The sequence below is a fragment of the Lactobacillus sp. CBA3605 genome, assembly GCF_002970915.1.
Lineage (GTDB): Bacteria > Bacillota > Bacilli > Lactobacillales > Lactobacillaceae > Lactiplantibacillus.
In genome coordinates this window covers 2,204,197-2,230,418 of the sequence record NZ_CP027190.1, presented here as the reverse complement: position 1 = coordinate 2,230,418, position 26,222 = coordinate 2,204,197, and the positions used below count along the sequence as shown (strand labels likewise).

At 43.7% G+C, this 26,222-nt stretch carries 24 protein-coding genes, 1 tRNA gene and 1 pseudogene; 8 read left to right on the top strand and 18 right to left on the bottom strand.

Translation table 11 applies throughout. From position 1 onward, the window contains the following. Window positions 1-2: 2 nt before the first annotated feature. Complete coding sequence (locus C5Z25_RS12645; RefSeq protein ID WP_234002739.1) at window positions 3-707, bottom strand: hypothetical protein; 705 nt, start codon at window positions 705-707, stop codon at window positions 3-5. A gap of 140 nt (window positions 708-847) precedes the next feature. Here C5Z25_RS12645 and C5Z25_RS10760 point away from each other — a divergent pair, with 140 nt between their 5' ends. The 3 genes from C5Z25_RS10760 to C5Z25_RS10750 all read left to right on the top strand — a co-directional run bounded on the left by C5Z25_RS10760 (window position 848) and on the right by C5Z25_RS10750 (window position 4,014). Further along, window positions 848-1,288, top strand: a complete 441-nt coding sequence (locus C5Z25_RS10760; protein WP_105452588.1) for a universal stress protein — start codon at window positions 848-850, stop codon at window positions 1,286-1,288. A 221-nt stretch (window positions 1,289-1,509) separates the two neighbouring features. After that, window positions 1,510-2,391, top strand: coding sequence for an ABC transporter ATP-binding protein (locus C5Z25_RS10755; RefSeq protein ID WP_105452587.1), 882 nt, complete (start codon window positions 1,510-1,512; stop codon window positions 2,389-2,391). 12 nt (window positions 2,392-2,403) lie between these two features. Further along, window positions 2,404-4,014, top strand: coding sequence for an ABC transporter permease (locus C5Z25_RS10750; RefSeq protein ID WP_105452586.1), 1,611 nt, complete (start codon window positions 2,404-2,406; stop codon window positions 4,012-4,014). A gap of 222 nt (window positions 4,015-4,236) precedes the next feature. Here the strand turns inward: C5Z25_RS10750 and C5Z25_RS12815 are convergent, their stop codons facing one another. Next, on the bottom strand, window positions 4,237-4,299 hold the full coding sequence (locus tag C5Z25_RS12815; protein ID WP_490334655.1) for a hypothetical protein: 63 nt from the start codon (window positions 4,297-4,299) through the stop codon (window positions 4,237-4,239). Window positions 4,300-4,432: 133 nt separating this feature from the next. On the opposite strand from C5Z25_RS12815, the gene C5Z25_RS12810 reads away from it, so the two are divergent. Then, the gene (locus C5Z25_RS12810; RefSeq protein WP_490334654.1) at window positions 4,433-4,939 is read left to right on the top strand and encodes a hypothetical protein; all 507 of its coding nucleotides are present in this window, start codon (window positions 4,433-4,435) and stop codon (window positions 4,937-4,939) included. A 53-nt stretch (window positions 4,940-4,992) separates the two neighbouring features. Here the strand turns inward: C5Z25_RS12810 and C5Z25_RS12805 are convergent. The 4 genes and pseudogenes from C5Z25_RS12805 to C5Z25_RS10730 all read right to left on the bottom strand — a co-directional run. Then, window positions 4,993-5,943, bottom strand: a pseudogene (locus C5Z25_RS12805) (mucin-binding protein); the annotation flags it as partial. Window positions 5,944-7,778: 1,835 nt separating this feature from the next. Beyond that, window positions 7,779-7,851 (bottom strand) — tRNA-Arg (locus C5Z25_RS10740). 48 nt (window positions 7,852-7,899) lie between these two features. Beyond that, window positions 7,900-9,246, bottom strand: coding sequence for a DEAD/DEAH box helicase (locus tag C5Z25_RS10735; protein ID WP_105452584.1), 1,347 nt, complete (start codon window positions 9,244-9,246; stop codon window positions 7,900-7,902). A gap of 12 nt (window positions 9,247-9,258) precedes the next feature. Beyond that, window positions 9,259-10,269 (bottom strand): Gfo/Idh/MocA family protein, encoded by a 1,011-nt coding sequence (locus tag C5Z25_RS10730; protein WP_105452583.1) that lies wholly within the window; start codon window positions 10,267-10,269, stop codon window positions 9,259-9,261. A 217-nt stretch (window positions 10,270-10,486) separates the two neighbouring features. Here C5Z25_RS10730 and C5Z25_RS10725 point away from each other — a divergent pair, with 217 nt between their 5' ends. Beyond that, complete coding sequence (locus tag C5Z25_RS10725; protein ID WP_105452582.1) at window positions 10,487-10,870, top strand: DUF4828 domain-containing protein; 384 nt, start codon at window positions 10,487-10,489, stop codon at window positions 10,868-10,870. Window positions 10,871-10,918: 48 nt separating this feature from the next. Here C5Z25_RS10725 and C5Z25_RS10720 read toward each other — a convergent pair whose 3' ends face one another. From C5Z25_RS10720 to C5Z25_RS10690, 7 genes are all read right to left on the bottom strand, one after another. Further along, a complete protein-coding gene (locus C5Z25_RS10720) occupies window positions 10,919-11,695 on the bottom strand; it encodes a GH25 family lysozyme (RefSeq protein WP_105452581.1) in 777 nt (258 codons plus the stop codon). A 43-nt stretch (window positions 11,696-11,738) separates the two neighbouring features. Continuing rightward, window positions 11,739-12,617 carry a MurR/RpiR family transcriptional regulator gene (locus tag C5Z25_RS10715; RefSeq protein ID WP_370447195.1) on the bottom strand — a complete coding sequence of 293 codons (879 nt, stop codon included), beginning with the start codon at window positions 12,615-12,617 and terminating at the stop codon, window positions 11,739-11,741. Window positions 12,618-12,695: 78 nt separating this feature from the next. Then, the gene (locus C5Z25_RS10710) at window positions 12,696-13,568 is read right to left on the bottom strand and encodes an alpha/beta hydrolase (protein WP_105452579.1); all 873 of its coding nucleotides are present in this window, start codon (window positions 13,566-13,568) and stop codon (window positions 12,696-12,698) included. Then, the gene (locus tag C5Z25_RS10705; protein WP_234002738.1) at window positions 13,558-14,886 is read right to left on the bottom strand and encodes a PTS transporter subunit EIIC; all 1,329 of its coding nucleotides are present in this window, start codon (window positions 14,884-14,886) and stop codon (window positions 13,558-13,560) included. Before C5Z25_RS10705 ends, C5Z25_RS10710 begins: the two co-directional genes overlap by 11 nt. Before the next feature lie 130 nt (window positions 14,887-15,016). Then, on the bottom strand, window positions 15,017-16,339 hold the full coding sequence (locus C5Z25_RS10700) for a DUF4097 family beta strand repeat-containing protein (RefSeq protein ID WP_105452578.1): 1,323 nt from the start codon (window positions 16,337-16,339) through the stop codon (window positions 15,017-15,019). Then, window positions 16,332-16,682 carry a PadR family transcriptional regulator gene (locus tag C5Z25_RS10695; protein ID WP_105452577.1) on the bottom strand — a complete coding sequence of 117 codons (351 nt, stop codon included), beginning with the start codon at window positions 16,680-16,682 and terminating at the stop codon, window positions 16,332-16,334. The genes C5Z25_RS10700 and C5Z25_RS10695 overlap by 8 nt, the downstream gene beginning before the upstream one ends. A gap of 147 nt (window positions 16,683-16,829) precedes the next feature. Next, the gene (locus tag C5Z25_RS10690) at window positions 16,830-17,387 is read right to left on the bottom strand and encodes a TetR/AcrR family transcriptional regulator (RefSeq protein WP_105452576.1); all 558 of its coding nucleotides are present in this window, start codon (window positions 17,385-17,387) and stop codon (window positions 16,830-16,832) included. Window positions 17,388-17,654: 267 nt separating this feature from the next. Between C5Z25_RS10690 and C5Z25_RS10685 the strand changes: the two genes are divergently transcribed. Together C5Z25_RS10685 and C5Z25_RS10680 are read left to right on the top strand one after the other, a co-directional pair. Beyond that, a complete protein-coding gene (locus C5Z25_RS10685; protein ID WP_105452575.1) occupies window positions 17,655-19,097 on the top strand; it encodes an MDR family MFS transporter in 1,443 nt (480 codons plus the stop codon). Next, window positions 19,094-19,843 (top strand): DUF4811 domain-containing protein, encoded by a 750-nt coding sequence (locus C5Z25_RS10680; protein ID WP_105452574.1) that lies wholly within the window; start codon window positions 19,094-19,096, stop codon window positions 19,841-19,843. The genes C5Z25_RS10685 and C5Z25_RS10680 overlap by 4 nt, the downstream gene beginning before the upstream one ends. A gap of 344 nt (window positions 19,844-20,187) precedes the next feature. On the opposite strand, the gene C5Z25_RS10675 is transcribed toward C5Z25_RS10680, so the two are convergent. Beyond that, window positions 20,188-20,733, bottom strand: coding sequence for a TetR/AcrR family transcriptional regulator (locus C5Z25_RS10675; protein ID WP_105452573.1), 546 nt, complete (start codon window positions 20,731-20,733; stop codon window positions 20,188-20,190). Between the two features lie 249 nt (window positions 20,734-20,982). Here C5Z25_RS10675 and C5Z25_RS10670 point away from each other — a divergent pair, with 249 nt between their 5' ends. Beyond that, a complete protein-coding gene (locus tag C5Z25_RS10670) occupies window positions 20,983-21,888 on the top strand; it encodes an alpha/beta hydrolase (protein WP_105452572.1) in 906 nt (301 codons plus the stop codon). A gap of 107 nt (window positions 21,889-21,995) precedes the next feature. On the opposite strand, the gene C5Z25_RS10660 is transcribed toward C5Z25_RS10670, so the two are convergent. The 4 genes from C5Z25_RS10660 to C5Z25_RS10645 all read right to left on the bottom strand — a co-directional run bounded on the left by C5Z25_RS10660 (window position 21,996) and on the right by C5Z25_RS10645 (window position 26,206). Beyond that, window positions 21,996-22,397 carry a hypothetical protein gene (locus C5Z25_RS10660; protein ID WP_105452571.1) on the bottom strand — a complete coding sequence of 134 codons (402 nt, stop codon included), beginning with the start codon at window positions 22,395-22,397 and terminating at the stop codon, window positions 21,996-21,998. 27 nt (window positions 22,398-22,424) lie between these two features. Then, entirely contained in the window at window positions 22,425-23,318 is an 894-nt protein-coding gene (locus C5Z25_RS10655; protein WP_105452570.1) for a restriction endonuclease, read from the bottom strand. A gap of 367 nt (window positions 23,319-23,685) precedes the next feature. Next, window positions 23,686-25,062, bottom strand: a complete 1,377-nt coding sequence (gene rlmD / locus C5Z25_RS10650; RefSeq protein WP_105452569.1) for a 23S rRNA (uracil(1939)-C(5))-methyltransferase RlmD — start codon at window positions 25,060-25,062, stop codon at window positions 23,686-23,688. A 133-nt stretch (window positions 25,063-25,195) separates the two neighbouring features. Further along, window positions 25,196-26,206 (bottom strand): diacylglycerol kinase, encoded by a 1,011-nt coding sequence (locus tag C5Z25_RS10645; protein WP_105452568.1) that lies wholly within the window; start codon window positions 26,204-26,206, stop codon window positions 25,196-25,198. Window positions 26,207-26,222 lie beyond the last annotated feature (16 nt).

Sequence of the window (26,222 nt, the reverse complement as noted above, 5' to 3'; positions counted from 1 at the left end):
CCCTAAGATCCCCCCAGCACGGTGCCGGGATTCACAAACGGCCATTGGCTAGCTAAGTAAAGCAAGCCGTTTACACCGGTCTTGTTCACCAAACTACTGCCATAACTCAACAAGCTGAACGCACCTAAAGTCAAAACTAACGGTAGCCAATTCATTTTAACGCGAGCTAACCACTGGCGCTCACTAAAAATCGGCTGACTAGGTGCACTCAACTGATTAAACAAAGCGCCGGTGATTAACCCAACCAATAATGCGAGTAAAAAGCCCCGCATGCCTAAATCAGTCGTCATAAATGCCGTGCCCCCGGCTTGATCCGTTTTAGTTGCGGTCCCAAAATTAAAGTTCAACATCATGAAACTCACAGTCGCCGTCATCCCAGCCAATAAATAATCCCGTTGGGCTGACCGCACGACAAAATTTGCCGCCGCAAATGCTGCGACAACCGCAATCAAGCCATTCAGACTAGTGCTTAATAACGTCGTATACCGGGCAAAATGTGAAAACCCGGGTAACCAATGACTGATGGCATAGATTTGATTAAGAAAGCCATTTTTTTGAAAAATCGCTTGATTCACACTGTCCACGTAAGCCCCAAGTAAAACGATTGGAAATAATAATTGCAAAGTAGCTTGAATCGCTTGAAAGTACCGTCGTCGGTTCAGCCAGGCTTCCATTCTCAGTAATTGTTGCCCCATTTTATGCATCATCCGTTGCTTCCTCCCCTCAACTGTTTTAAATATACGCTACCCCATTGACGCTGCCTACTAAAATCACTAAAAAATGCATTTAACTTTCCAAGTAGCATCACATCAGGTATGATAAAAAGAAATTACTGGAGGTGGGCAGCATGCCTAACAACTACAAACACATTTTAGTTCCCGTTGACAGTTCCGCCCAAGCTCAGGTGGCCTTTGAAGCCGCCGTGAACATTGCGCAACGCCATCACGCTAACTTAACCGCACTTTATGTGGTTGATGATAATGCCTACCATGCGCCAGCTTTAGATCCGGTCCTCAATGAACTACTAGATGCCGAAGCCGCACATGCTCGGGCCGACATGCATGACCGCCAACAATTTGTGGCGACCACCCCCGTTCCTGTTTTTAAAACCGAAATTACCTATGGCAACCCGAAACGGTCCATTCGTGATTATGCCAAGCAACACCCTGACATTGAGCTGATCGTGATGGGCGCAACTGGCAAAGATTCCCCACATCGAGTGGCAGTCGGCTCAACTACAAGCTATGTTGTCGACCAAGCACCATGCACAGTGACCGTTATTCGCTAATTCACCTTAACCAAAAAATCGCGTGTTGAGATAAGCTCTCACATGCGGTTTTTTTATACCTGTACGGTGGCCGCAACAATCAGCTACTGCTAAGGTTTGTTCGCCTTTATCAGGTAAGCTGACAATCGGGTTATTATTTTTTTGATCGCTATTGACTAGTGAGTCAATAATGACTATGATGGGATTCATCAATTAGGTACGTTTTGAAGGGAGTGCTGATAATGACAGCAATTGTTAACATCCAAGGACTACAAAAAAAGTTTGGCAAATTTCAAGCGCTAAAAGATATTAATTTTACCGTTAATGCCGGTGAAGTGGTGGGGTTTATTGGACCGAATGGGGCCGGTAAATCGACCACGATTCGCACCCTATTAGGAATTATCAATCGCGATGCCGGTGACGTTACAATTTTTGGCGAAGATGTCTGGCAACATAGCGTGAAAATCCATCAGCACGTCGCATACGTCCCCGGTGACGTTGCGCTTTGGGGCAATCTTACCGGTGGCGAAATTATCGACCTATTCATGCGGCTACACGGCCACGGTCACCCCGAAAAGCGGGATGCACTCATTAAACGCTTTGAACTTGATCCAAAGAAAAAAGCAAAAAATTACTCTAAAGGGAATCGCCAAAAAGTTGGCTTGATTGCCGCCTTATCAGTCGACGCTGACCTCTATATTTTTGATGAACCCACTTCTGGGTTAGACCCCTTGATGGAGGCTGTTTTTCAAGCAGAGGTGGCCCAACTAAAAGCCGCTGGCAAAGCCATCTTGCTATCCTCACACATTTTAAGTGAAGTCGAACGGCTAGCGGATAAGGTCGTCATCATTCGTAAAGGCACCATCGTTGAATCCGGATCACTCGCCCAACTCCGGCATTTAACTCGGGCCACGATTACGATGGTCACGGCACAAGATTCAAGCAGCTTACAAGCTCTACCCGGCGTGCATGATTGGGTCCAAAAAGGTACACACACCACTTTTTCAGTCGATAACGAGGCTCTTAACACCGTTTTATTAACCGCAACCAAATTTGATGTTAAAACCTTTACTTCCACGCCGCCGACGCTTGAAGACTTATTCATGCGACATTATCAGGACTAGGAGGGACCTAAAATGCAAGAAAGTTTTGGTCGTTGGCCACAATTATGTTGGCAAGCCGTCCGTCGAGATTGGCAAAAGATAATCGTCTGGGTCATCGGGCTGGGGCTATTTTCAGGAGCCTATGTTCCCGCTTTCAAAGCAATCAGTCAAGGTCAGGGCTTGCGCGGCATGTATCTCACCATGCAAAACCCAGCAATGATTGCGATGGTTGGGCCCACACCCATCAAACACGCTGCCAATTATACGATAGGCGCGATGTATGCAAATGAAATGCTCTTATTCTGTGGCTTATTCGCTATGATTATTGCCGCCTTACACGTGATTAGCCATACTCGCCAAGAAGAAGAACGCGGCTTAACCGAACTCGTGCGTTCTTATCAGGTTGGTCGACAAGCGAATGCGTTGGCTATTATTTTAGAAACCATTGTCATCAATGGCCTATTAGGCTTGTTAACGGCTAGCGTGATGGTTAGCTTTGGCGTTAAATCAATCACGTTAGCCGGGGCGCTGTTATTCGGCGGTGCCCTCGCCTTAGCTGGCATACTAGGTGCGAGCTTGGCACTCGTTTGTGCTCAATTAATGCCAACGGCGGCCGGCGCTACCGGCACCTCATTAGGCATTATTGGCCTGCTTTATTTAAGTCGTGCCGGCACAGATATTAGTCATTTACAGGCGTCGTGGTTTAATCCCATGAGTTGGATCTACCTCACTGCCCCTTTTACACATAACAACTGGTTACCGCTCTGGTATAGTCTGGGCTTTAGTGCCATTCTCATCATCATCGCCTTTATTCTCGGTAGTCATCGCGATATGGGCGCAGGTTTCTTACCAGAATTCGCTGGCCGCGCACATGCCGGAATAACCTTACGTTCAATTCCCGGGCTTAGCTGGCGTTTGAATCGAGGACCACTAATAAGTTGGCTACTAGGCTTTATCGTCATGGGTGCGGCTTATGGATCCATTTACGGTGACTTACACACGTTTATCACTAGCAATCCTTTAATCAAACAAGTTTTCACTGCCGCTAACCAGTCCATCGAAGCCGCCTTTACAAGCACCATTATGCTGGTCATGTTAGCGTTAGTTGCCATTCCGCCAATTATGATTATGATCAAGCTCTTCACTGAAGAAAATCGTGGTCATTTGGATCAACTCTTCGCCACTAAAATCAGTCGTGGTCAATTATATTGGTCGACACTGGGGCTGGCTTTAGTCACTGGCCTCATTGGCACCGTGATTGCCACAACAAGTTTAGGTGCGGTTGCTTTGCATAGCTTATCGCATACGACACTGACATTAACCGATTTTTGGGCAGCAGGTTTTAACCTCTTTCCTAGTGTGTTATTTATACTCGGTCTGACCAGCTTTTTGTTAGGTTGGTACCCACGCCTCAGTAAAATCAGTTACGTCTATCTGGGCTATGCCTTTGCACTCAACTACTTCGGTAAACTGTTGCAGCTACCCGATTGGTTCGCTAAAACTGCCATTCAAACTTGGTTGCCACGATTACCGATTGCTAACTTTGATGGTCCAACTTTTATCACCATTACCTTAATCAGTATTGGGTTAATGATAATTGGCTGGATTGGCTACCGTCACCGTGACATGGTGATTGGCGCTTGATTTTACATTAGTTCTACAAAATTGGGTGTTGATGGAATTTCATTAACACCCAATTTTTTGTGTAAAATAAAAAAAGGAAATCAATCCGTAAACGACTTGATTTCCTTTTAATAGTGCGCCATCAACAACCGTTGACCAAACACACCTATTTATTGTTACCAACAACGATTAACACAGAATCCTTTTGAGCTTAACTTTCTTATCTCAGTCTTGCGACTTTGACTAATGCTTGCGGTACCAGTAACCTGAAAAACCAAGTAAAGTCAGCAGTAAACCGCCTAACATCGCCCACCAACCAGTCGGCGTCTCATTCGTTTGTGGCAAAGACGTCGCTGATTGTGTTTTCATCGGTCGTATCATGGCTGGTTGCGTTGGCGTTAATTCAGTTTGCCGCTCATTAGTCACTACTTGAACAGTATTGGCTGTTAAGGGCATCGCTAATACGGATTCTGGCTTTAAAACAGTATTTACTGTATCGGCATTTGAACCAGCGTCTGACTTTGAATCCAAGGCTGGTACTGGTATTGGATCCGGCGTTGGTGCCGGTGTTGGAGCAGGATCTGGCTTTGGCTCTGGGTCCGGCGTTGGTTCTGGGTCCGGATCTGGTGTTGGCTCTGGGTCCGGATCTGGCGTTGGTTCTGGATCCGGGTCCGGTGTTGGTTCTGGATCCGGGTCCGGCGTTGGTTCTGGATTCGGGTCTGGTGTTGGCTCTGGGTCCGGATCTGGCGTTGGTTCTGGATCCGGGTCCGGCGTTGGTTCTGGATTCGGGTCTGGTGTTGGCTCTGGGTCCGGATCTGGCGTTGGTTCTGGATCCGGGTCCGGTGTTGGTTCTGGATCCGGGTCCGGTGTTGGTTCTGGGTCTGGGTCTGGATCCGGCGTTGGCTCTGGGTCCGGGTCTGGTGTACTAGGATCGGTGATTGCCTGATAAGTAACCGTAACTTGACTATCATCCTGATCAGCAGTAACCCCGCTCATCAACGGCACCGTCAACTGGTCAGCTTGATAACCAGCAATCACTGGCGAAGTCTGAGCAGCAAAGCTCGTTTGTTCTGCTTGCCAAGCCGCCCAGCTGGTTGTCCAGTCGACTAAATCTCGTTGACCAGTTCGCGTAAATAGGAGCTGCTGGACCTTATCAGCGGCCGCCGAAGTACCGTCAGCATAAACATAATGAATGGTTCGGGTCACGGTCTTAGTCTCAGTTATATCAACAATTTGATGGCCCAATCGCACCGTATAAGTTGGCGCTTGATCATCAAAAACTATCCCAGCACTGGGAAAACCATCTTCAATCAGTTCGTAGCCTAAATTAAAATAATGTTGAATCATGGCATCAGTTTGATATTCGCTAGTACTGCCCTGTGCGCCGGTAATAGTTTGTTCAGTCAAAGTCTTACCCGTAGTACTGTCAACATAAACAATCGTTACTTGCCCATCTGCGACTGGGATAACCGCATCTTTTTGATAAATATAAATCACGGTCCCACCAGCTTGCGTTAATGTCCCATTGGCTGCTAAACCATGACTGTCAATTTCTTTAAAGGTATAGCCATCAATTGTCCGTGCCGTTGTTGTATAGGCTTCATCGACCCATTGCCCCGCCGGATAGGTTGCGGTATCAGTTGCTAACACGTTGCCAGCTTCATCAACATACTGAACCTTCACATCACCTGCTGCCTGCTTAGCCACTGGCGAAAAATACAAATTAATCGTTTGTGGATCAGCCGTATACGTCCGTACCAAGTTGTCAGCATCCGTTTTGACATAATCGTAACCTGTCAGAGCCGTATATTGGGTTAAATCCACCGTGTCACCAAGTTTTTGATTAACCCCTAATGTCTCGGGATTTTTAATCACTTCCCCAGTCGTAGCATCTAAATAATTAACTTGAATACTAGGATTATCCTGCCAATTCGCCTGCCGGTAAATCATAGCATCCGTGATTAGTAGCAACCCCTGACCATAAGGAATCCTAAAATAATAGGTGCCAGCAGCGTCGGCCTGATGCAAATAACCCCATTGACCATATGACAGGTAATCATCTGTTTGGACTGGCGCGTCAATTTGATACTCGCCATCACCTAAATAGGTAATTGGATTCCACTCACTACCATTTCGAGGAACACTATTAGATTGCGTATTTTGATGGTATAGGGTCTCACCATCTAACCCAATTTGTTCGGTCGCTTTGAAGACCAGCGGCTGACCAGTCACAACATTAATCAGATTAGGACTGCGATAAGTCTGTGCAGCGGCAAATACCCAAACGTTCGCTGACTGGTTGATACCACCTAGCACTGAAAAATCGGTTAAGCAATTTCCGGATAAGTTCACTTCCCGAAAAACACTTGGATTGGTATATTGATAACCATTATTCAAAAAATCCGTCACCCAACTACTAATTTGGGCCAACTGAGTATTGGTCATGCCATCAAAATTTTGATGATAGTTTGCATAGATATCGGTAGTACTTGCAGCTAACGTTACGGATTGTAAGTTGGCCGTTGCAATTTTAGTTAACGGCGTTAAATCAACTTTACTAAAATATCGCGTATACAAGGATAGTATATTGAAATTGATGTTTTCTAACGGTGCCAAATCAAACCCGTTTTCAGCCTGAATTTTTAGCTCTAACGAAAGTTTCACACTGGTTGGTAACTCTGCCAAGGCTTCTAAACCAGTTAGTGACGTAATCTCAGGATTAGCCGCACTAGTCTGACGAATCGTTATGCTGGTCTTTTGGGTATGCCGAATGTCCCCCATTGTTAACGAAGCATCGGCCGCCAGACCTAGGCTACTCTTAACGCCCGCTAACAAATTAGCATCCGCCATCGTTACGACGGTTGCATCATCATCAGCTGTGGTTGTCGCAGCGGTTGGCTTTACTGACGCTGCAGTGGCCCTAGTTGCAGGCTGAGTTGACGTTACTGATGCCACCGTAGCCTTGGTTGTAGACTCAGACGTGGCTTCACTAACATCAGCAGTAGTGGCAGTAGCGACACTAGTCTGACTCTGGGGCGATTCACTGGTTGCCGCCGCAGCACTGCTGGTCACCGTTGAAGACGTGGCTACCGCCGACGTTGCACTAGTTGCGAGTGAGGCACCTGCTGTGACGGAAGTCGCTCCAGCTGAAACTGAGCTAGCCGTTGTCGCTGAAACCGTTGACCCCACCGCTGAATGAGACGCTGTCGAATTCGCCGCAAGATTAGCTGAACTAGTTTGTGAAGTATTGGTTGCACTAGCTGGCGCTTGACTTTCGGTCGCCTTCAGCGTCACTTCACTTTGTTGCAGTTGATTAGCTTGTTGATCATTTTGAACGGTATCCGTTGTTACCGAGGCGGATGTTGTCGCCGCTTGCACACGATCTTGTACAGCAAAAATTGTCCATGACAATGCGACAACCACACCAGTTGTTACCCAAGTTGACTCATTTTGCGTGTTCACCAGTCGACTATACATCCACATCTGTATCTCCCCCTGAATTTGTTGAATCTGCCCCAATTAATCAATACGGTACTTTTAAATTAGCGTGCTTATAAGTTTATTACCTTAATCATTATATTCCATCACTAAAACAATGTCTATATTCATCATATAATAACAATTAATAACATTATATAACTAAAAAAATTCTATGATTTCTATTATTGGTAATCAGGCTAAGTCTTGATTGTTGACAACGGTCTGCTTTATTTCAAACAAAAAAGGCCCAATTCATAATTGAATTGAACCCTAACTAGTGAACTTAATCGAAAATATGATTTCAATGACCCCATCCGGACTTGAACCGGAATCAACCGCTTAGGAGGCGGGTGCCCTATCCAGTTGTGCTATGAGGCCAAAAATCAATCCGTCAAGTATCATCTCACGGATTGAAATAAATTACAATTACTTATCGCCGAAGCGGTCACGATTCTTCTTCCGCATGCCTTTTTTCTTGGAATGCTTATTGTGACCTTTTTTCTTTTTCCCGTTAGCTATTGGTGCTGCTGATTCAGCGGGTGCTGATGTTGCTAAGGGCTTAGCTTTACCGGTGACCACAGTTGGCGTAGCCTTAACTGATTGACCACTAACCGACGTTGCGGTGGCGGTAGTCGCTTGGGCTGGTGCCACTGGTTGCACTTTGGCGGGCTTCGTATCAACAATTTGATAATCAACCAAATAACCTGGTTTAATCTCATAATCCGTGGACTTCATCAGCTTCTTGAAGTCCCGCACATCATGATCGTCCCCCATCGTCAAGACCAAGCCAGCGGCTCCCATTCGACCAGTCCGACCGCTACGATGAATATAAGTGGTTACATCCTTAGGCAACTGATAGTTAATCACTGCGGGCAACTTTGGTAAATCTAAACCACGCGCTGCCAAGTCAGTCGTTAACAATAACGCCACTTTTCCTTGACGGAACAACCGCAGAGCCTTTTCACGTTCAACTTGGCGTTGACCACTCGTTAAAGCCACATAACTCACATGTTGATGCCGTAATTCTAACGCCACGTGTTGTAGCTCTTGCATCTTATTGAAGAAAACTAAGGCCCGGAACTTATCGGCCCGACTAATCCGTTTCAACAACTCAACCCGATGCCGATTCCCAACTTGTAGCGTGCGGTGACGAACGACCCCCTGGGTCTGATCAATCGCCCGCACATCAATTTTTTCAACCTTTTGACCAAACCAACGTGGTAATTCATCTAAAATTTTAGTTTCGGTGGCAGAGAAAAAACCTAATTGTAATGTTTCAGCGAAGGTGGCATCCAAGATTTCACGAATTTGATCCAACGTCTCATCCGTCAATAATTCGTCCGCTTCATCAATAATCATCATCTTCAAATGACCCAGCTTGAGCTTGCCATCCGCAATCAGATTAGTCACCCGACCAGGGGTCCCAACCACTACTTCTGGATGTTGCTTGAGCTTTTCTAATTGACGCTTAATATTAGCGCCCCCGGTAATGGCTAGTACCTTAGCATCAATTAATTGGGCCCAGTCTCGGACCACAGCGGTCGTTTGCATGGCAAGTTCTTGTGAAGGCGCCAAAATCAACGCTTGGGTGCCGCCCCCAACCGTTAAGCCAGCCAACATTGGCCAAGTAAATGCCAACGTTTTTCCTGACCCGGTTGGTGCTAAACCTAAGACAGACGTTCCCGCCGCCATTGGTTCCGCCACTGCAGTTTGAATTGGTGACTGCTCAGTAAAACCTTGCGCAGTGAATTTTTCTTTAAATACGTCTAACATAGTTCCTCATTTCTAATTAGCCGGCGTATCCCGTTCGGTAGCCTTAAAATAAAGCTGACCGGATTGCCGTAAATTAAATAGTAGTTTATTAACATTGCGACTGAGTTGTCGCCAAGCTTGATAGTCTTCCTGATGAGCCATGGGATCATTAATCACGGCCGCAAAATCACGAGCTTCAGCGATCATCGGATTTTTATCCGGGGTCACCCCAAGATTAATGGCTAACCCCTCAGCATCGTAGTACGTAACCCGGCCTAACTCCGCCGCATTATCCATAACAATTGTATCGCGCAGACCATTGATTTCGGATGACAAATAAGAATTACTCGTCTTCCCCACATTCAAGGTAACCGTAAAGCTTGGGTAACGCAAAACGGCGACACCTTTACCATCAACCTTAGTCCTGGTTAAGGTCGGATAATAAGCCACTTCATCAGGCATTCCGAACCAACCAACCGCATCATAAACCAAGTAAACGCCTAAGTCTTGCAAGGCGCCACCCGCAAATTTAGGTGAGAAAATGTTCGGTTCCTCCCCCGCCAGTACCGCATCATAGCGTGAAGAATACTTCATGTAAGTTAACGTGGCTCCTTGAAGCTGATCAAGCTTGGCGATTTGCGCCTGCACGCGTTTGAAGTTTTCTTCATGAATCTGACGGGCCGCTTCGAACAATAACACTTGCGGATGAGCCTTTAAACACTCATCCAATTGTTCAAATTCGGCTTGATTAGCAACCGCTGGCTTTTCCACAATGACATGCTTGCCATTTTCAATTGCTTGTTGCGCTTGGCTAAAATGGAGACTGTTTGGGGAAGCGATATAGACTGCTTCAAAAGTCGCCGCCTTGAAAAAATCGTCGAGGTTATCAAAAGTGTTCGTCGCCCCATTTTTAGTGGCAAATGCTTTGGCCCGGTCTAAGTCACGCGAATAGACCGTTGTTAGTTGCCAGTCACCTGACTCATGGGCCGCATCAATAAATTGTTGCGTAATCCAGTTAGTCCCAATGATTCCTAATTTTAACATACTAAGACCCCTCTCGATTTTTTGTAACCGGTTTAATTTTGATATCAGTAAGATTACTTATGATTACAGTTTAACAGTTTTACGGCATAAATATTACTATATTACCTAAAAGTAACACTAGTTTAAAAGCTTTACTAAAAACACCATATTTCGTGACGTTACCCATTCTTTAGTGGTATATTTTAGAGGTAAACTATTATGAAAGAAGGTTGATCCGGTGAAGCGACGTGGCGCTATTTTATTTGGCTTATCCTTACTGGCAGGACTCTCAAGCACCCTCATCCGCAAACAACACCCTTCAAAAACGAACCGTGGCGATTTAGCTGTTTTTTACGCTGGGACTTGGACCTATCGCGATGAAGACCATCACCGGGATCACAAATTAGAGATTGACCCTAATATGATTATCCGGATTGATGGTCGACCAATGCCGGCAACGGTAGAGTCGATCTCGCCAAGTGCTCTAGTCTTACTTGATAAATATGGCTTTCATTTAGAAATCAAAGCCAACGAACAACGGCCGGTTACGTTATTTGATGAAGCCGATAATCGTAATTATGTGATTTTATCACCCAATCAACTCGATAAAATCAGTGACTAAAATTAGCCTGGGCTAAAAACCCAGGCTAATTTTGACTGCCAAAACGGCTTAATTCAAGCCAACCCCAATTAATTTTTGAAACGCTGACTCATCGCCATTGTAGATTAAACCCGTAAATTCTTGACTAACACCACTTTGCCGATAAACGGCTCGCTTCGCATAACTCATAAATAGGACGCGTTGCGAACGGCCATGCGTTTGCGTCGTATCTAACCATAACGGCGTTTTTTTGATGACTGGCTTAACTAACGTGTCAGCTAAGCTGGGCGTGACCCAAATCACACACTGCCGCTGGTAATACGCCGTTAGCTTTAAAACTAACTGCCGTAACTGGCGTTGCACCCGTTTGGTTGCAATAGTCTTCGCAGTATAATCACCATAATATTGAACTTGAATGCCAATGGGGAGATTCCCAATATTATCATTAACTGTTTTTTCAAAGTAAGCGGCCTGGGCTTGCCCTGACGTTGAAAAGCTAAACACATGATACACGCCGACCCCTAAACTCGTCCCCAAAATCCGCGAATAATTATTCGAAAAGTTATCATCCGTATAGCTCGCACCTTGTGTTGACTTGAGGTAAACAAATTTTAAGCCATCATTTTGTAAGGCGGCAAAGTCTAAATACCCATCTGCCTGTGTAACTGCCACGCCACGGACATTGAACCCGCTAACCACGGCACTGCGTCTCAACTGTAGCCATTGCCAGCCCCCAAAGATCAGCCCCAGCATCACTACTAGTAAGGCCCACCAGCCTAAGCGTCGCCGCCACTTAGCAGCACGCGTCTGGGCATAAATTGGTTTAAAAGGTTGTCGTTTTGCCATCCTATTAATCATCCCATCTTGAAGAATACTGACCTAAGGCAGCTTAGAGTTCCGTTCGTGTTTGACTGATTGCATCACGGACCCGGCCCAAACTAGCCGCCATTTCAATATTTCCATGCACCGCCGTCATCAAAAACAAACTATCTATAATACTCATTTGCGCAATCAACGACGTCAACCCTTCAGAGCGATAATTCACTTCTTCTGCAACTGAAATGAAAGCCACCGTGCTCGCTTTAGCCAATGGTGAGTTGCCAAAACTGGTTAAAGCAATAACCGGCACCTGTTGGCTTGTCAGCGTACTTAAAAGTTGTAAGGTCTGTTGATTCCGACCGGTATGTGAAATGACCACTGCGACGTCTTTAGTAGTCATTTGCGCAGCCTGCATCAATTGCATATCATAATCACTGTTATAAGCACAAGAAATCCCTGTACGGATGAATTTATGATAGCCATCAAGCGCAGCTACTGCCGAGCCACCGAGCCCATAAAAACCAATCGTCCGCGCACCCAATAATAAGTGCACCGCTTGTTCTAAATCGGCTTCAGTCATCACTTGACTGGTCTGGTCAAGTGAACTACGAATACTATTAAACGCAGTTTCAGCAATACCTTTAAACGTCGTTTGTTTTTCGACATCTTGAAAAGCTTCGGCATTGGTGCGTTCTAACGGTTCTGCGGCCGTTAATTCACGTGAAAAATCACGAAAGCTATTAAAGTTAATTCGTTTGACAAACCGTGATACTGTGGCCGTTGAAACGCCCACGGCTACCGCCAAACTCGAAATTGATTGGGCCGCCGTCTTAACAGGGTCCTGAATAATGTAATCGGCAATTTTTCGATCCGTCGGACTTAAATTAGGATAGTACGACCGAATCAAGGTCAAAACTCGATTACGATGTGTGGATGCTTGTCTAGGCAATCTGACCACCTCCATGACCAAATTTTACCACAGTTTCGCAACCGACCACAGCTCACCCCAATCTTCCGCAGTTCTCTTTTAATTATCCGTCGCACTTATTAAACGTTTCTGCTTACTGCTTTGATGATCCAAAATATATTCTTGAATCAAGCGCACAATTTGTTGATTCTGGGGTAAGTCTGAATGCTGCGCATCGCCACCAGTCACCGTAATTTCCGTGTAATGCTTGACTTGGCCCTGATACACATACTTGCCCGCCTCAACACTACGCGCGGGAACTAAGCCATCCGTGTCATAGTTTTCCGTTCCCGCAACTGAATAGACCGCCAACTTTTTGGGTATTTTTTCGCGGTACTTAATGAAATCGGCTAGCATTTGCGTTTTATGACTCAAGTTAGCTTCCGAAAAGTTATACGGTGACCCAATCGTCATCATCCGTTTCACCGTAATATCGTCACGTTTAAAATAATGCTCCAAAAAATACGTATAGATTAAACCACCATTGGAATGACCAATCGCTTTAAAATTATTAAATTGGTATTTTTTAGCCAACTGCTTAAAGGCCAGTGAAAACCAATAGGCTTGTTTTTTAATATTATTATAACCATCTTTATTATTCTCAAAACCGACCACAATAATTGGTTCATTATCATGCGGTCGCAAAGCACCCGAATAAGTAATCCGATCATCGGTGTGTACCGTTAATTTAATTAAACTATGCTTTTTTTGAGTCGTTTTATTCAGCCGTGTCACTAAGGTGTCAAACCGATTCTGAGTTGCACTACTCCCAGGAATCATAATCACAGGTGAAAGCTGTGAATCATGACGCCCGGCCATCGACGCGACGTTATTCTTGGTCCAGGTGTAAGCCGGCCAGACGAATATAGCCAAGAAAAGCAGTGCGATGCCAAGAACAATCAAGAACCGCCGTTGCGTTAGTTTAGCCTTCATGGTCAATCACCTCCGAGCGTCGCTTTTCGACTTCCGCCGCTTGGATGGTGGCTTCCGCCAAATGCATGAACGGCAAATAGATTAACACTGACAGACACAAATCAATCAATCCCAGTGCTAAGGCAACCCAGTTACCGTTGGTGCCAATAAAGGCCACCAGCGGTCCCGGAGTCCCCACTGGCACGGGATACACCATCGGCGGCAACCATTTGGCGCCAATGACTAAGGCCGCTAGCCCCATATTAACTACTGGCGCTAACACAAAGGGAATCAAGTAAACGGGATTATATAAGACTGGTAATCCCGTCATTAGGGGGCCATTGTTATTGAATAGTGCCGGTAACACACCCAATTTAGCAACAATCCGATAATGCGGTTGCTGACTACGTAAATAGATTGCGATGACGAGAGCCAGTAACATCCCGGTCCCGCCAAAAGTCCCGAAAGCATGGTAGAGCGTATTGGCTGTATCTGGATAGGGGACATGCATCGCAGAATGATGACTCAAAGCATAATTCAAATTAGCCGTCGTGGCTGGGCTATTAACCATCAAGCGTTGTTGATACGGCCCAGCAAAACCCAAAATTTCTAATAATAAGGTCAAGATTGCCATACTAAAGGTCAACCACAGGCTATGACTAGTGGTTGCAATTTTTTGGACAGTGCCAAATAATTGCTCCGGATAATTGACAATAAAGACCCAATTTAAAATCAAGCTCACCCCAACTGCTAGCCCTAAGACTAATACCATTGGCAGTATGGCGCCTAACGTCCGATTTAATATTGACGGGGGTGTCATTACTTTAGCACTCGGCGCTGGCTGTCCTAGCCATTGAAAACAAGCCCCCGTCACACTCCCCACTAAGATAGCCCCCGTAATCCCGTTAGCGCCTAACAACGCTGTGGTAAAGATGCCATGCGATTGGTCGGTATAACGGTAGGCGATTAACAGTAGTGCAATCGCACCAGTCAAGCCGGCTAACTGGTCATCGCGATGATGTAATTTGGCATGATACTTGGCCGCCCCAAAAGCCGCAATAATGGCAACACTATTCAATGTTAAATTCGTTAAATTATCAAACGGATAATGCCAATACCGATAATATGGGACCCATTTCGACAAATGAAAAATACTGGCGATGAACCCCGTTTTAGTTAATATCGTCACTTGAATAATTTGACTAAATGAACCAATCAACACAAATGGAAATGTCAGCATGACAGTCCGTTGCACAATCTGATAAAAGTTCATTTGCCGCACGCGCACAATCGTTGGTACTAATCGCTTAATTAATTGTTGTTCACTCATCCCCAACATCTGGTCCCCCACTCCCCTTTAAATAACCTAACTAGATTATAGGCCGTTTTGTCCCTAAACTGGTAGTAAACTTATCCTGAAGATATCAAAAAACGTTTGGACAAGCCAAACGTTTTTTGATAATTACACGTTAATATAATCGAATTGAACCCGACGTGGTCCGACCTTTGACTTGATATTTTGGCGTCGTGCCGACTTGCCCAGCTTGATAGCCATCGGCGATATGATCCTTGACTGCATTAGCTGGAGCGACCACACGACCACTATGGGCTTCCAACTCAAACCGATAGCTGGCATCCGCTGGTAAGGCTAACTTAATCGCACCACTTTTGGCATCCAAATTAATAGCGCCTGTTAAACGATCAAAGCTAAGTTTAATCGCGCCTGATTTGGCATTCCAACTGCCACCGCCAACTAATTGCGTCCCTTGAATACTGCCACTCGTTGCAGTTGCGGTAAATTGCCCAGCTTGAACATCGGCCAACCGCAGCCGGCCACTCTTAACCAACATGCCTAACTGTTCAGTCACGCGCAATTGATCCAATTGTAAACTGCCCGAAACAATATCAGCGCTTAAAGCGCGGGCACTGACCGTTCCTATTCGACAACTGCCACTAACGACCCGTAAATTCACCACACCTAAATTTTTCAATCCAGCTATTAATAAAGCGCCTGACCGACTGGCAACACTGAGGTCACCCATAAATTTAGCCGGCACGTGAATTTGAACGTGCACCCGTAATGGAATCAGGAAGGGCACCTTACCTTGTGCCACACTTAGTGCACTGCCAGCTTGATTTGTTTGGGCATAGTAGGCGGCATTATTATGATTCATATATTCGCGCACAATGATTTCATCATCCGCGCCCACAGTTGGTAAGATTTTTACCCGTGCTGAACGATAGGCAATTGACAATGTCGTTAGCGCTGCTATCTCAAAACGCTGTTCATTAACCAAACGCAGATTATCCTGATATTCACCCGCCAAATTCAAGGGCTGCACGGGATCACCAAAGTTAGGCCTAACCCCTGGCCGACCCTCAATATTAATCCCATCTTCATTAAAGATGACCTTCCCAAGCTTTAAGCCGGACGCATCCGCCTTAATTGCCCCATGATTAATCGAAACACCGTTTGCATCCATTTTTAGCATTTCACCATCATCAATCATCAGGCTATCGTCATCAATCGCCACCCGATGGGCATGCAAGTTGGCAGCCGACCCATTTTCTGCATTAACTTGCGCAATCAAGTCATGGATATCACCAAAATCACTAAAAGCGGCAGCAACGGCGGCTTCGGCACTGCCACTCGTTGCCTGCTTATCATTGGCCGCCTCGTTTAAATCCGTTGCTAATTCAGTCTTTAATTCCGTTAAGGCGGGGGTCATTGTCTGCTGCTTAAAATACGTGGCTAAGCGCATCGCCACCAATTGTTCAATCTTTTCACTCATGCTGATCAATCCTTCCTAAAATCAAATCATCAATCACACGTTTGGCAAATTGCCATTCTTCGGTATTATGGGCCAAAGTTTGTTGGCCTTGCGTCGAAATCTGATAATATTTACGACGGCCGCCTTGAGTCTCATTACCCCAATAACTCGTAATGTCACCATTCTTTTCTAAACGTCGAAAAACGGTATATAACGTGGCTTCATTGATATCGTAAGCGGCATTGCTCAACGTCTTAATTGTCTTTGCAATCGCATAACCGTAACTATCACCCTGATTTAAAATATTGAGGACAATCGTGGTCGTATGCCCACGAATGGTCTCTTTTGAAATCGCCGGTTTCATGCTTAACTTCCTTTCAAAACAACTATTATGTGTCACACAGTAATTTGATGTTAATAATGTAACACCAATTACTATGTGTGTCAAAGTAATAAAATCAAAAAAGCCTCAAGTTGGTTGACCATTAACCAACTTGAGGCCATCTTGACTTTATTTTTTGTTTTCTTGATCAATTGCCAATTGCATGGTTTGCGTAAACCGCACATCCAATGCTGCTGCCGGCATCGTAAAGAAGCCACCAATTTCCTGGATAATAAACCCAAATAAAGTTGACCGGTATAACGTATTTTCTACCCGGGCACTGTCGTCTAGTTGTAACGGACGGAACAAATCTTGATATAATTTAATCAGTGCTTTTTGCGTCTTGGGACTTTTAACATTAGCTTTTAAATTTAATAATAATGGTGATAGTCCCACGTGTTGTTTACAAGCTGCCCGAAATTCTTGTGCAAAGACCATTAATTTTTCTGCTTCGCCGGTCTCGGCAAGTTTTTCGACGATTCGATCAGAAACACTCTGAACAAACTGTAAGCCAACTTGATCTAATAAATCGCTCAAACTATCAACATAATTATAAATAGATTGTGGCCGAACATCCAAGGCCATCGCCAAATCACGAATGGTTAATCCATCCAATCCGTGCGTTTCAATTAATTGGTTAGCGGTTGCTAACACCTTGGCTTGTGTTAAGGTTCTTCTTTTTATCATGCGCTTCCCCACCCTTAAAATTAATTCGTTTATTATTATAACGCATTAACGGCTTTAATTATGATTTTAAGCATACCCCTAAAATAGGAATTAAACCACATATAAAGCGTTTACAAGTCCTAACCTTAAAGTTTATTTAAATTCAAACTGATTGTCAGTTAATTTATATAAACATCACTGAACAGTTTAATTTTGACACAAAAAGGATTATACTAGCGTCAAACTGATTTAGACAGTTTATTAAAAAAGGCAACGGAGGTTGCATACATGGATACCAATGGTAAACGTTATAGCCAATTATGGCTAACAGTTACATTATTACTGGGAACATTTTGTACGGCGCTCACGACTAATATGCTCGTGACCGCTTATCCGACACTAATGGCCCGCTTTTCAATTTCTAGTGCGACCGTTCAATGGTTAACGACCGGTTTTTTGCTCGTCATGGGTATCATGATTCCGGTCAGTGCTTGGTTGCTCAACAACTTTAGTCTACGGCTAATCTATACGGCTGCCTTAGCCTGTTTTTTAGTTGGCCTGATTATTAGTTACACTGCACATAATTTCCAACTGATCTTATTAGGCCGGCTGGTTCAGGCCGTGGGAATTGGGATTACCTTTCCAACCATCCAAACAGTACTCCTCGTTATTTTCCCACCTGAAAAACGTGGGACCATGATGGGACTTGGAGGTATTGTTATCGGATTAGCCCCCGCCTTAGGACCAACCGTCTCTGGTTGGATTCTTGACAATGCGAGCTGGCGTGATCTTTTTGGCATGATGATTCCCCCCGTTGCCATTATTTTAGTATTGGCATTTTTCACGGTTAAACCAGTTATCCCTATTAAGAAATCGCCGATTGACGCTTGGGCAATTGCCCTATCGACGATTGGATTTGGGAGCTTACTTTATGGTTTTTCATCCGTCGGCAACCATAGTTGGACCTCGGGTATTGTTATCATCAGCATTATTATTGGGATAATCTTTATTGGCTTATTCGTTTGGCGTGAATGGCCACGACAATCACCACTACTAAATATTCGCCTTTTAAAAATCCCGTCATTTACAATTGCTTCCATCATTACGGCGTTAGCGAATACCGCCATGATTGGAATTCAAGTGGTTTTACCCATGTATTTACAAAACGTCCGTGGCCTCAGTCCTTTAGATTCTGGCTTAACCATTTTACCAGGTGCTTTGCTTTATGGTGTTATTAGTTTAATTAGCGGTCGCGCCTATGATAAAATTGGTGGCCGCCAACTCGCCTTAATGGGCATGTTCTTACTAACACTAGGGACCCTGCCATTTTCAATGTTAACTCAGCATACACCTTACACTTATATTATTTTTGAATACATTATCTTAATGAGCGGCGTTGGCTTAGTGACAATGCCATTAACCGCAGCCAGTTCGATTGACCTAAAGGGCATTCAACTCAGTCATGGGACTGCCATTAACAGCACAATGCGTCAGGTGACAACTTCGATGGGAACCGCCATCTTAGGCAGTGTCTTAGCTAACGTGACCAGTAATGCCAATCCGCTCAAAAGTCTCCTGCACACCGCCCCGCTAGCTTATCAAAAACAAGCTTATAGCGCAGCGATGCAAGGCTTTCACGCAGCATTCCTGGTGGCAACCGCAATCGGCTTAATTGGGTTGATTTTTGCCTTCATGGTTAAAGACTCACCTAAAGGAGGTCAAACCGCATGATTTTAATTATTTTACTAATCGGTTTATTCGGTTTTATTGTGGGCTTCTTGGCACTGAATCGACCACTGCAAAAAATTATTGTCGGTGGTGGTGGGTTATTAATTTTAACCGCAGCCGCAGTTTTAATGATTGGAAACGATAATTGGCATTGGGGCATGCATACCACCACTACTACAACGACAACCACGTTAAACTCCGCCGTCAAAAATAATTACGTTGATTTATTATTATATGAACCTGTCAAAAAATCTAATACTGAAAAAGTTTACGTTTATCAGACCCCAGCAACGACTAAGCAACAGCACACCGCGGTTAGCTTGACCACCAGTAATCACGTTACCACGACGGCCAGCACCAAGGCCAAAATGGTCACCACAACCAAACGTTGGACTTATAACAACAATATTTGGCGTGAACTTTATCGCTGGACCGGGACGCATCGGACCTTGATCAGTCACCACAATACCTTTAAAATACCGAGCACTTGGGCCACATTAAGTGTGAGTCAAGCCAAATGGTTGGCTAGTCAGGCCAAAACAATTGATGCTCAGGCCAAGACGCAAGTCACGGCAGCCATGCAGGCACAAGTCAAACAAGCCGTTGCCGCACAACCAAACATGACTAAGACTCAGATTGCAACTTTGACGAAAACTATTACAAAAAAAGCCACCGCTCAGGCTGAGCAACAAGCCCCAGCGATGATTGCAAAATTAGTTAAACAAGCGCAAGCCCGGTCCATTCATTAATTATGATAAAATCACCTAATCCAGATTAAAATAACCCCCCAAGGTTGGACATCAAAGCCAATCTTGGGGGTTTTTGCTATATAGCGAATTTACAACTGACGTGCAACACATAAGACAACGTTGATAAGACCGATAACAACAGATGTTCTGGTAACTGCGGTGATTGTTATCAAGGTTGAAATTTTATTGTTTGCTAGGAAATTCACTCCCCAAATTGGCTAGTCCAATATTTCGTATCTTCAGTCTGATACACGGTTATTTTCATTCATGTTAATTATGGTCCGTTCGGCCAAGTCATTCAGCCCATTCAATAATTTCTAGAACACCCTTCTTCTCGATGACAATTAGATATTTCGTTCCAATAACTGACTAAGTTGCGATGCAATGACATCGATCGAAACGGCAGCATCATGTAAAAGATAATCCTCAGCAACACCAATAATTGCTGACCCAAAAAAGGTGAGGATTAGACCTTCATCAATTTCAGTATTTTGTCCTTTAAAAATATTTTTATCGTGTTTTAATTGTTCGATAATCAATGCTAGAAAATATTTTCGAAAGGTTAATGCACCCGGACCTTTTAGCATCGTTGAAAAAAACTGTTGATGGTCTTTTAAATACTTAAACCAAATAAGATGGGCGGCTTTAAAACTAATTGTGTTTTGCGGCTGACACAGGCTTCTAAGCGCCTGCATATGATCTGCAATCAGCTTATCTTGCAAATCATATTTATCAAAATAATGAAGATAGAACGTCCGATTACCAACATTGGCAACACGACAAATATCTTTCACAGTAATCTTTTCAAAATCCTTTTCAGTCATTAGCGTGACTAAGGCATTTTTTATTGCTAGTTGTGTCTTTAAAATTCTACGATCGGTTTTTACCATTATTAAGCCTTCTTTTTGAGTAGATACTACACACTTTTTTAAAATCAGTGTATTAATGCTTGAATTCATCGAAATTAACGATTGAAAGTTAAGCCGCTACAGCTTATTATACACACATGAAAGAATTAATGCATTGCCACGTATTAATTCTTTCAAGCGTAACTTAACTTATGACATATTATTAGCAGAAAAGACAGTATTTAGCTGCTAACTATTGATTATTCATTTTGTAAATATAAGGAGTTTAAAATGACAAAAAAATTAAACGCACTTCATAACGGATTTAAGCCCCAAACAGTTTCTTTTCCCAGCAGTGATGGCACAGTTGTCGGCCATCTTTACGTCCCAAAAGATTATAGTGCCTCTCATCAATACTTGGCAGCAGTTATTGGTGGCTCATTTTCATCCGTCAAAGAGCAGATGAGCGGTATTTACGCCGGCGAAATGGCCCGCAGAGGAATTATTGGACTAGCAATCGATTATCGAAACTACGGTGAAAGTAGCGGTAAAATTCGTCAATTTGAAGATCCCGAAAGTAAGGCAACCGATATTTTGGCTGCACGTACCTACTTACAGCACCGTCAAGACATTTCCGCAGTCGGTTTGCTGGGTATTTGCACATCAGGGACAACAGTCCTTCAGGCAGCTGCAGCTGATCCAAGCGTTGAGGCTGTTGCAACTGTTGCCGGCTCATTTTTTGAGCCCAGTCTATTTAATGGTGTTGAAAAAAAACATGCTGCTGCTAAAGCCGCCCGCACCAAATATGAACAGACTGGTATCGTTGACATGATTCCCGCATACCATCCAATTAACCCTAAGGCGGTTAATACTGTACCGATGCCATATTATTTATCAAAACAACGAGGGAATGTAACGCAATGGCGCAATGAAATGGCGGTTATGGCATGGGATGCTTTTCTCACAACTGATGCGATTACTAATGCCGCTAAAGTAATTGCACCTACACTAATTGTTCATTCCAAGATGGCTGCCTATCCAGCACAAGCCAGCAAAGTCTATGAACAGCTTGCTGGACCTAAACAATTAATTTGGGACAAAGGACAACACTTTAGTTTTTATGACCATCCGAAACAAGTTCGACAAGCAGCTAATCAGGTTGCTGAGCATTTCAAAAAGACATTAACTAATCAGTAAAAAGAACAAAAAAAATCACCATCTTTAAGCGCTACATGGAGTTCACGTTCAAAGATGGTGAGGTGCTTAAAGTTAAGATGTGAAACTTTAGAATGCGCGGCACTCGGCTATTTTGGCTGGGTGCTGTTTTTTGTAGGCCAGTTTTTAAACTGATCTAGTTCTATCTTTACTGGCTTAGAAAACTCAAACTTGTTAGTCGGTCGTATACCCCATCGTGGATTACTATGTAAAATCGCTTCTAGTTTAGTAATTCTATTAGTTGGAACAAAGGTTACTATGCTATTGAAACTCCTTAACTTAGATGTCTCTTCATCTAAATCATACTGACTAATTTCAACTGCTTGAATTATGCCTTGCCCGATAAAAGTATCAAAAAAACCGATATACATTTTGCCATCGTCCATTGTAACTTTTACTTTTTCGCCGATAGGATTGTCAGTTAATTGATCGAAGTCACAAGAATATTGCTCAACGATTTTTCCCGATAGATTATACTGAATAAATTTCATAAACTTTTCCTCATTTGGCAGCTGCCTTTAATCTTTATCCAAATAAAACTCCTTCAGCCGGTAAGTCGTTACTGGTTCAACATAGTAGTTGTACTTTGCAACCAAATCACAGATCTGATCGCCATTAATCAATGTAATAATACGAGTACCTGCCCGAGCTGTCCTAACTGCCTCCCTGGTAAAATCAGAATTAGTGATGAAAATACCAAATTCGGCGTTAAACTTATCCATCGCTCCACGAAACTTATCAATCTCTGGAGCTGATACTTTCCCTTGCCAACGCTTGGCCTGAAGAGCTACCCTCGTAGTGCGGTAATCATCAGAACGAACATAGCCAAAACCATCTAGACCGCCATCCGCTACATACTGAACGCCAACTTCATCGTTGACATCTATGCCCATTTTGGTAAGCAATCCCCGACAAAAAAGTTCAAACTTCTTAGGATTCATCTTCATCAATCCACCCAATAATTGCTGACGCCACGGCTCTTCCATTTCTTCTGAATCATCTTGATCAGTATCTGAATTGGTAACATCAGTTTCGATATTAACCTTTGATTTGTGATGAGGCCACTTACTTGCAGAAACCGATCTTACATCCCTATCAGCATCAAAATTAATCAAATCCACATTACGGCCCTTTTTAGAAAGTTCCAACTCGTGTCCACTCTCAGTATCAATGCATCCAGAAAGAATCAGATATTTTACTGCGAAGTTAAATTTCCATTGAAATGGGTGGTAAGGTTTGCCACTTTTCTTCGATATCCGAACCTCATCGATTTGTTTCTCACTGAACACCTCAGAGTTATCACGAAGTTCTTGCAGTACTTGTTTTCTTGTAACCTGTCCGCCAAGGTTATGCATAGCAATGAGGATTTCTTTCATTGCTTTATTTTCTATTTCAATTTGTCGATTTGCCATCCTGCTACCTACCTTAATAATCTTCGTTTATTAATATTATACGTCGAGTACACAAATGTCCTGCAAATTTTCCTTCTTTCAAGCAAAATAGCTAAAATGCAATATCGTACTTGTCAACTCAACCCGCTGCACTAAATCAGGCTATTTTCTCACCCGCCACAAAGGGTGCCCATATCAACTCTTAACCAAACCTTCACTACCATAATTAATACGACTTGCCAAACCGGACACTCGCATACTCAACTATCGAAATAGGACTTAGAACACCCGACCCGCCAACAAAAAAAGTATACTAATTCCAATCATCAAAATTAGAATTAGTACACTTTCTGTCATTGCTAAATGCCATAGCACCAGCGTTTAATAACTATTTTTCTGTGCGTTCTAAGACAGTCACACTTTCAATATGTGGCGTTTGTGGGAATTGGTCCACTGGTTGAATTGGCGCGCTAATATGATAGCCGTGTTCGCCGAAACGTTGCACATCACGAACCAACGTTGATGGGTTACAACTAATATAAACCACCCGTTTAGGCCCCATCGCCGCTGTACTCTCAATAAAGGCTTCGTCAAGACCCTTACGTGGTGGATCAACGACAACGACATCCGGCTTAACGCCGTCTTCTTGCCACTTAGCCATTACTTTTTCAGCACTGCCCAAGACAAACTTAGCATTACTAATACCATTTTTATCCGCATTTTGGCGGGCATTATCAATCGCTGCAGGTACAATATCGACCCCATACACTTGCTTAGCATGTTGTGCCATGGTTAATGAAATGGTCCCAATCCCAGAATAAGCATCAATCACAGTTTCATTACCGGTCAACCCAGCCTGGTCAATTGCCATTTGGTAAAGCTTTTCAGTTTGCTGTGGATTCACTTGATAAAATGATGGTGCTGAAATCGCAAACGTCAATCCTAACAATTGGTCATTAATAGTGGACTTACCAGCTAACACGTTGTTAACCGGTCCTAAAATGACGTTAGTCCGCTTTTGATTCACGTTTTGGATAATGCTTACGACTTCTGGTAAAGCAGCTTGAATCTCTTCTACCACTACATCAGCCATTGGTAAATGTTTCGTCCGCGTCACAATGACAATCATCATTTCATGACTGTAATAGCCCCGACGAACCATAATCGTCCGAATGGTCCCACTATGGTGAAATTCATCGAATGGTGTTTCGTGATACTTCCGTAAGATATCGCGCACAATAACGATTGCCTTATCAATCTCAGGGTCCTGAATATAATAATCTTCAATCGGCATTAATTGATGACTACCCTTTTTGTAAAAGCCAGTTGTTAATTTACCTTGCACCTGGCGGACTGGCACTTGCGCCTTATTCCGATATTGCGTCGGATTTTCCATCCCAATGGTTGGTAAGACTTCCACATCATCCATGTGAATCTTAGTAAATAATTCTTCAATCTGATGTTGTTTGAACTTTAATTGTTCACTGTATTCCAAATGTTGCAAAGGTGCAATCCCGGTTTGACGATAAACACGCCCCTTGGGATTAACCCGATGTGGACTAACCTGTTTGATTTGTTCAATTTCACCAAATGCAAAGTTCTTAGTCGTTTTAGTGACCTTAATGGCCATCTTTTCTTCTGGTAAGGCATTTTCAATAAAGATTGGGTAGTTGTCAACTTTAGCAACTCCCATGCCTTGATAAGTGAGGTCCATAATCTCGACATCTAAGACTTGGTCCTTATAAACTGGTAAAGTGGTTTTCATTAATTTCCTCTTTTTTCTTTCTGATTAGATGAGTTTTTATTTTTTTGAAACGGTCTCGGTTAGCCATTTTCCACTAGCCGTGTTAAAAAAATTACCGTCCACCATTGTATCGGTAAACGGTAATTTAAGCAAGCTATTCAGTTTCTGAATCAGCTGCGGCCTTTGGTAATTGGTCTACCGCAGAAACAAAATTACGTTCAGCATCTTGAATTTCAGGATCTGTGATGGCTTCATCAGGAATCCGATCCGTATCCGCAAACATTTCAATATGTTGCTTCAAATCACGGAAAATCATCGGCGCATCACCGCCGTATTCGCCGTCCAGGTTAATCATTAACCGGTCTTTAACTGGTTTAGCAACGACCTTATTCGTCTTCACATAAATAATGCTAGGATCATTGATATGCCGACCGCCATTTAAGACTAACGTCATTAAATGTAAAATTTTAGCGAGATTACTCGTCTTCACGATAATCATCGTAAATTTGCCATCATCCAACGAAGCATCTGGGACAATTTGTTCAAAGCCACCGACCGAATTAGTCAGGGCTAAGAAGAACATCGAAGCTTTCCCGGTGAAATGACCGTCGTCATATTTCAAGTCCATCTCAACTGGCTTCACCCGGGGTAATAGCTCGGCACCCTTAGCTAAGTAGGCTGCATAACCAAAGATTGATTTTAATTGTGACGGGACATCATAGGTCAATTCCGTCAATAAACCACCAGCTGCGATATTAATAAAATACTGCTCGCCAGCTTGACCGATATCCATGTTGACCGTCTGATTCTTTAAAATAACTTTAGCCGCTGCAACTGGATCATTACGGGGAATGCGTAACGCCCGAGCATAATCATTCGTCGTCCCAGCTGGGATAATAGCCATTTTAGGTCGTCGTTTCAGCCCTGCAATCCCGTTAACCACTTGATTGATGGTCCCATCACCGCCAGCGGCAACGAGCAATTCAAAGCCATCTTTCGCACACCGACGAGCTTCATCAGCTGCTGAATTAGGTGCTGGCGTAGTGGCATAGGCACTGGTTTCGTACCCGGCTTGTTCAAAGATATCTAAAATTTCAACGAGGTCGTGAGCCAAGGCTTCACGGCCAGATGTCGGGTTATAAATGATTCGTGCCCGTTTACGCATGTTAATTCTTCCTCCG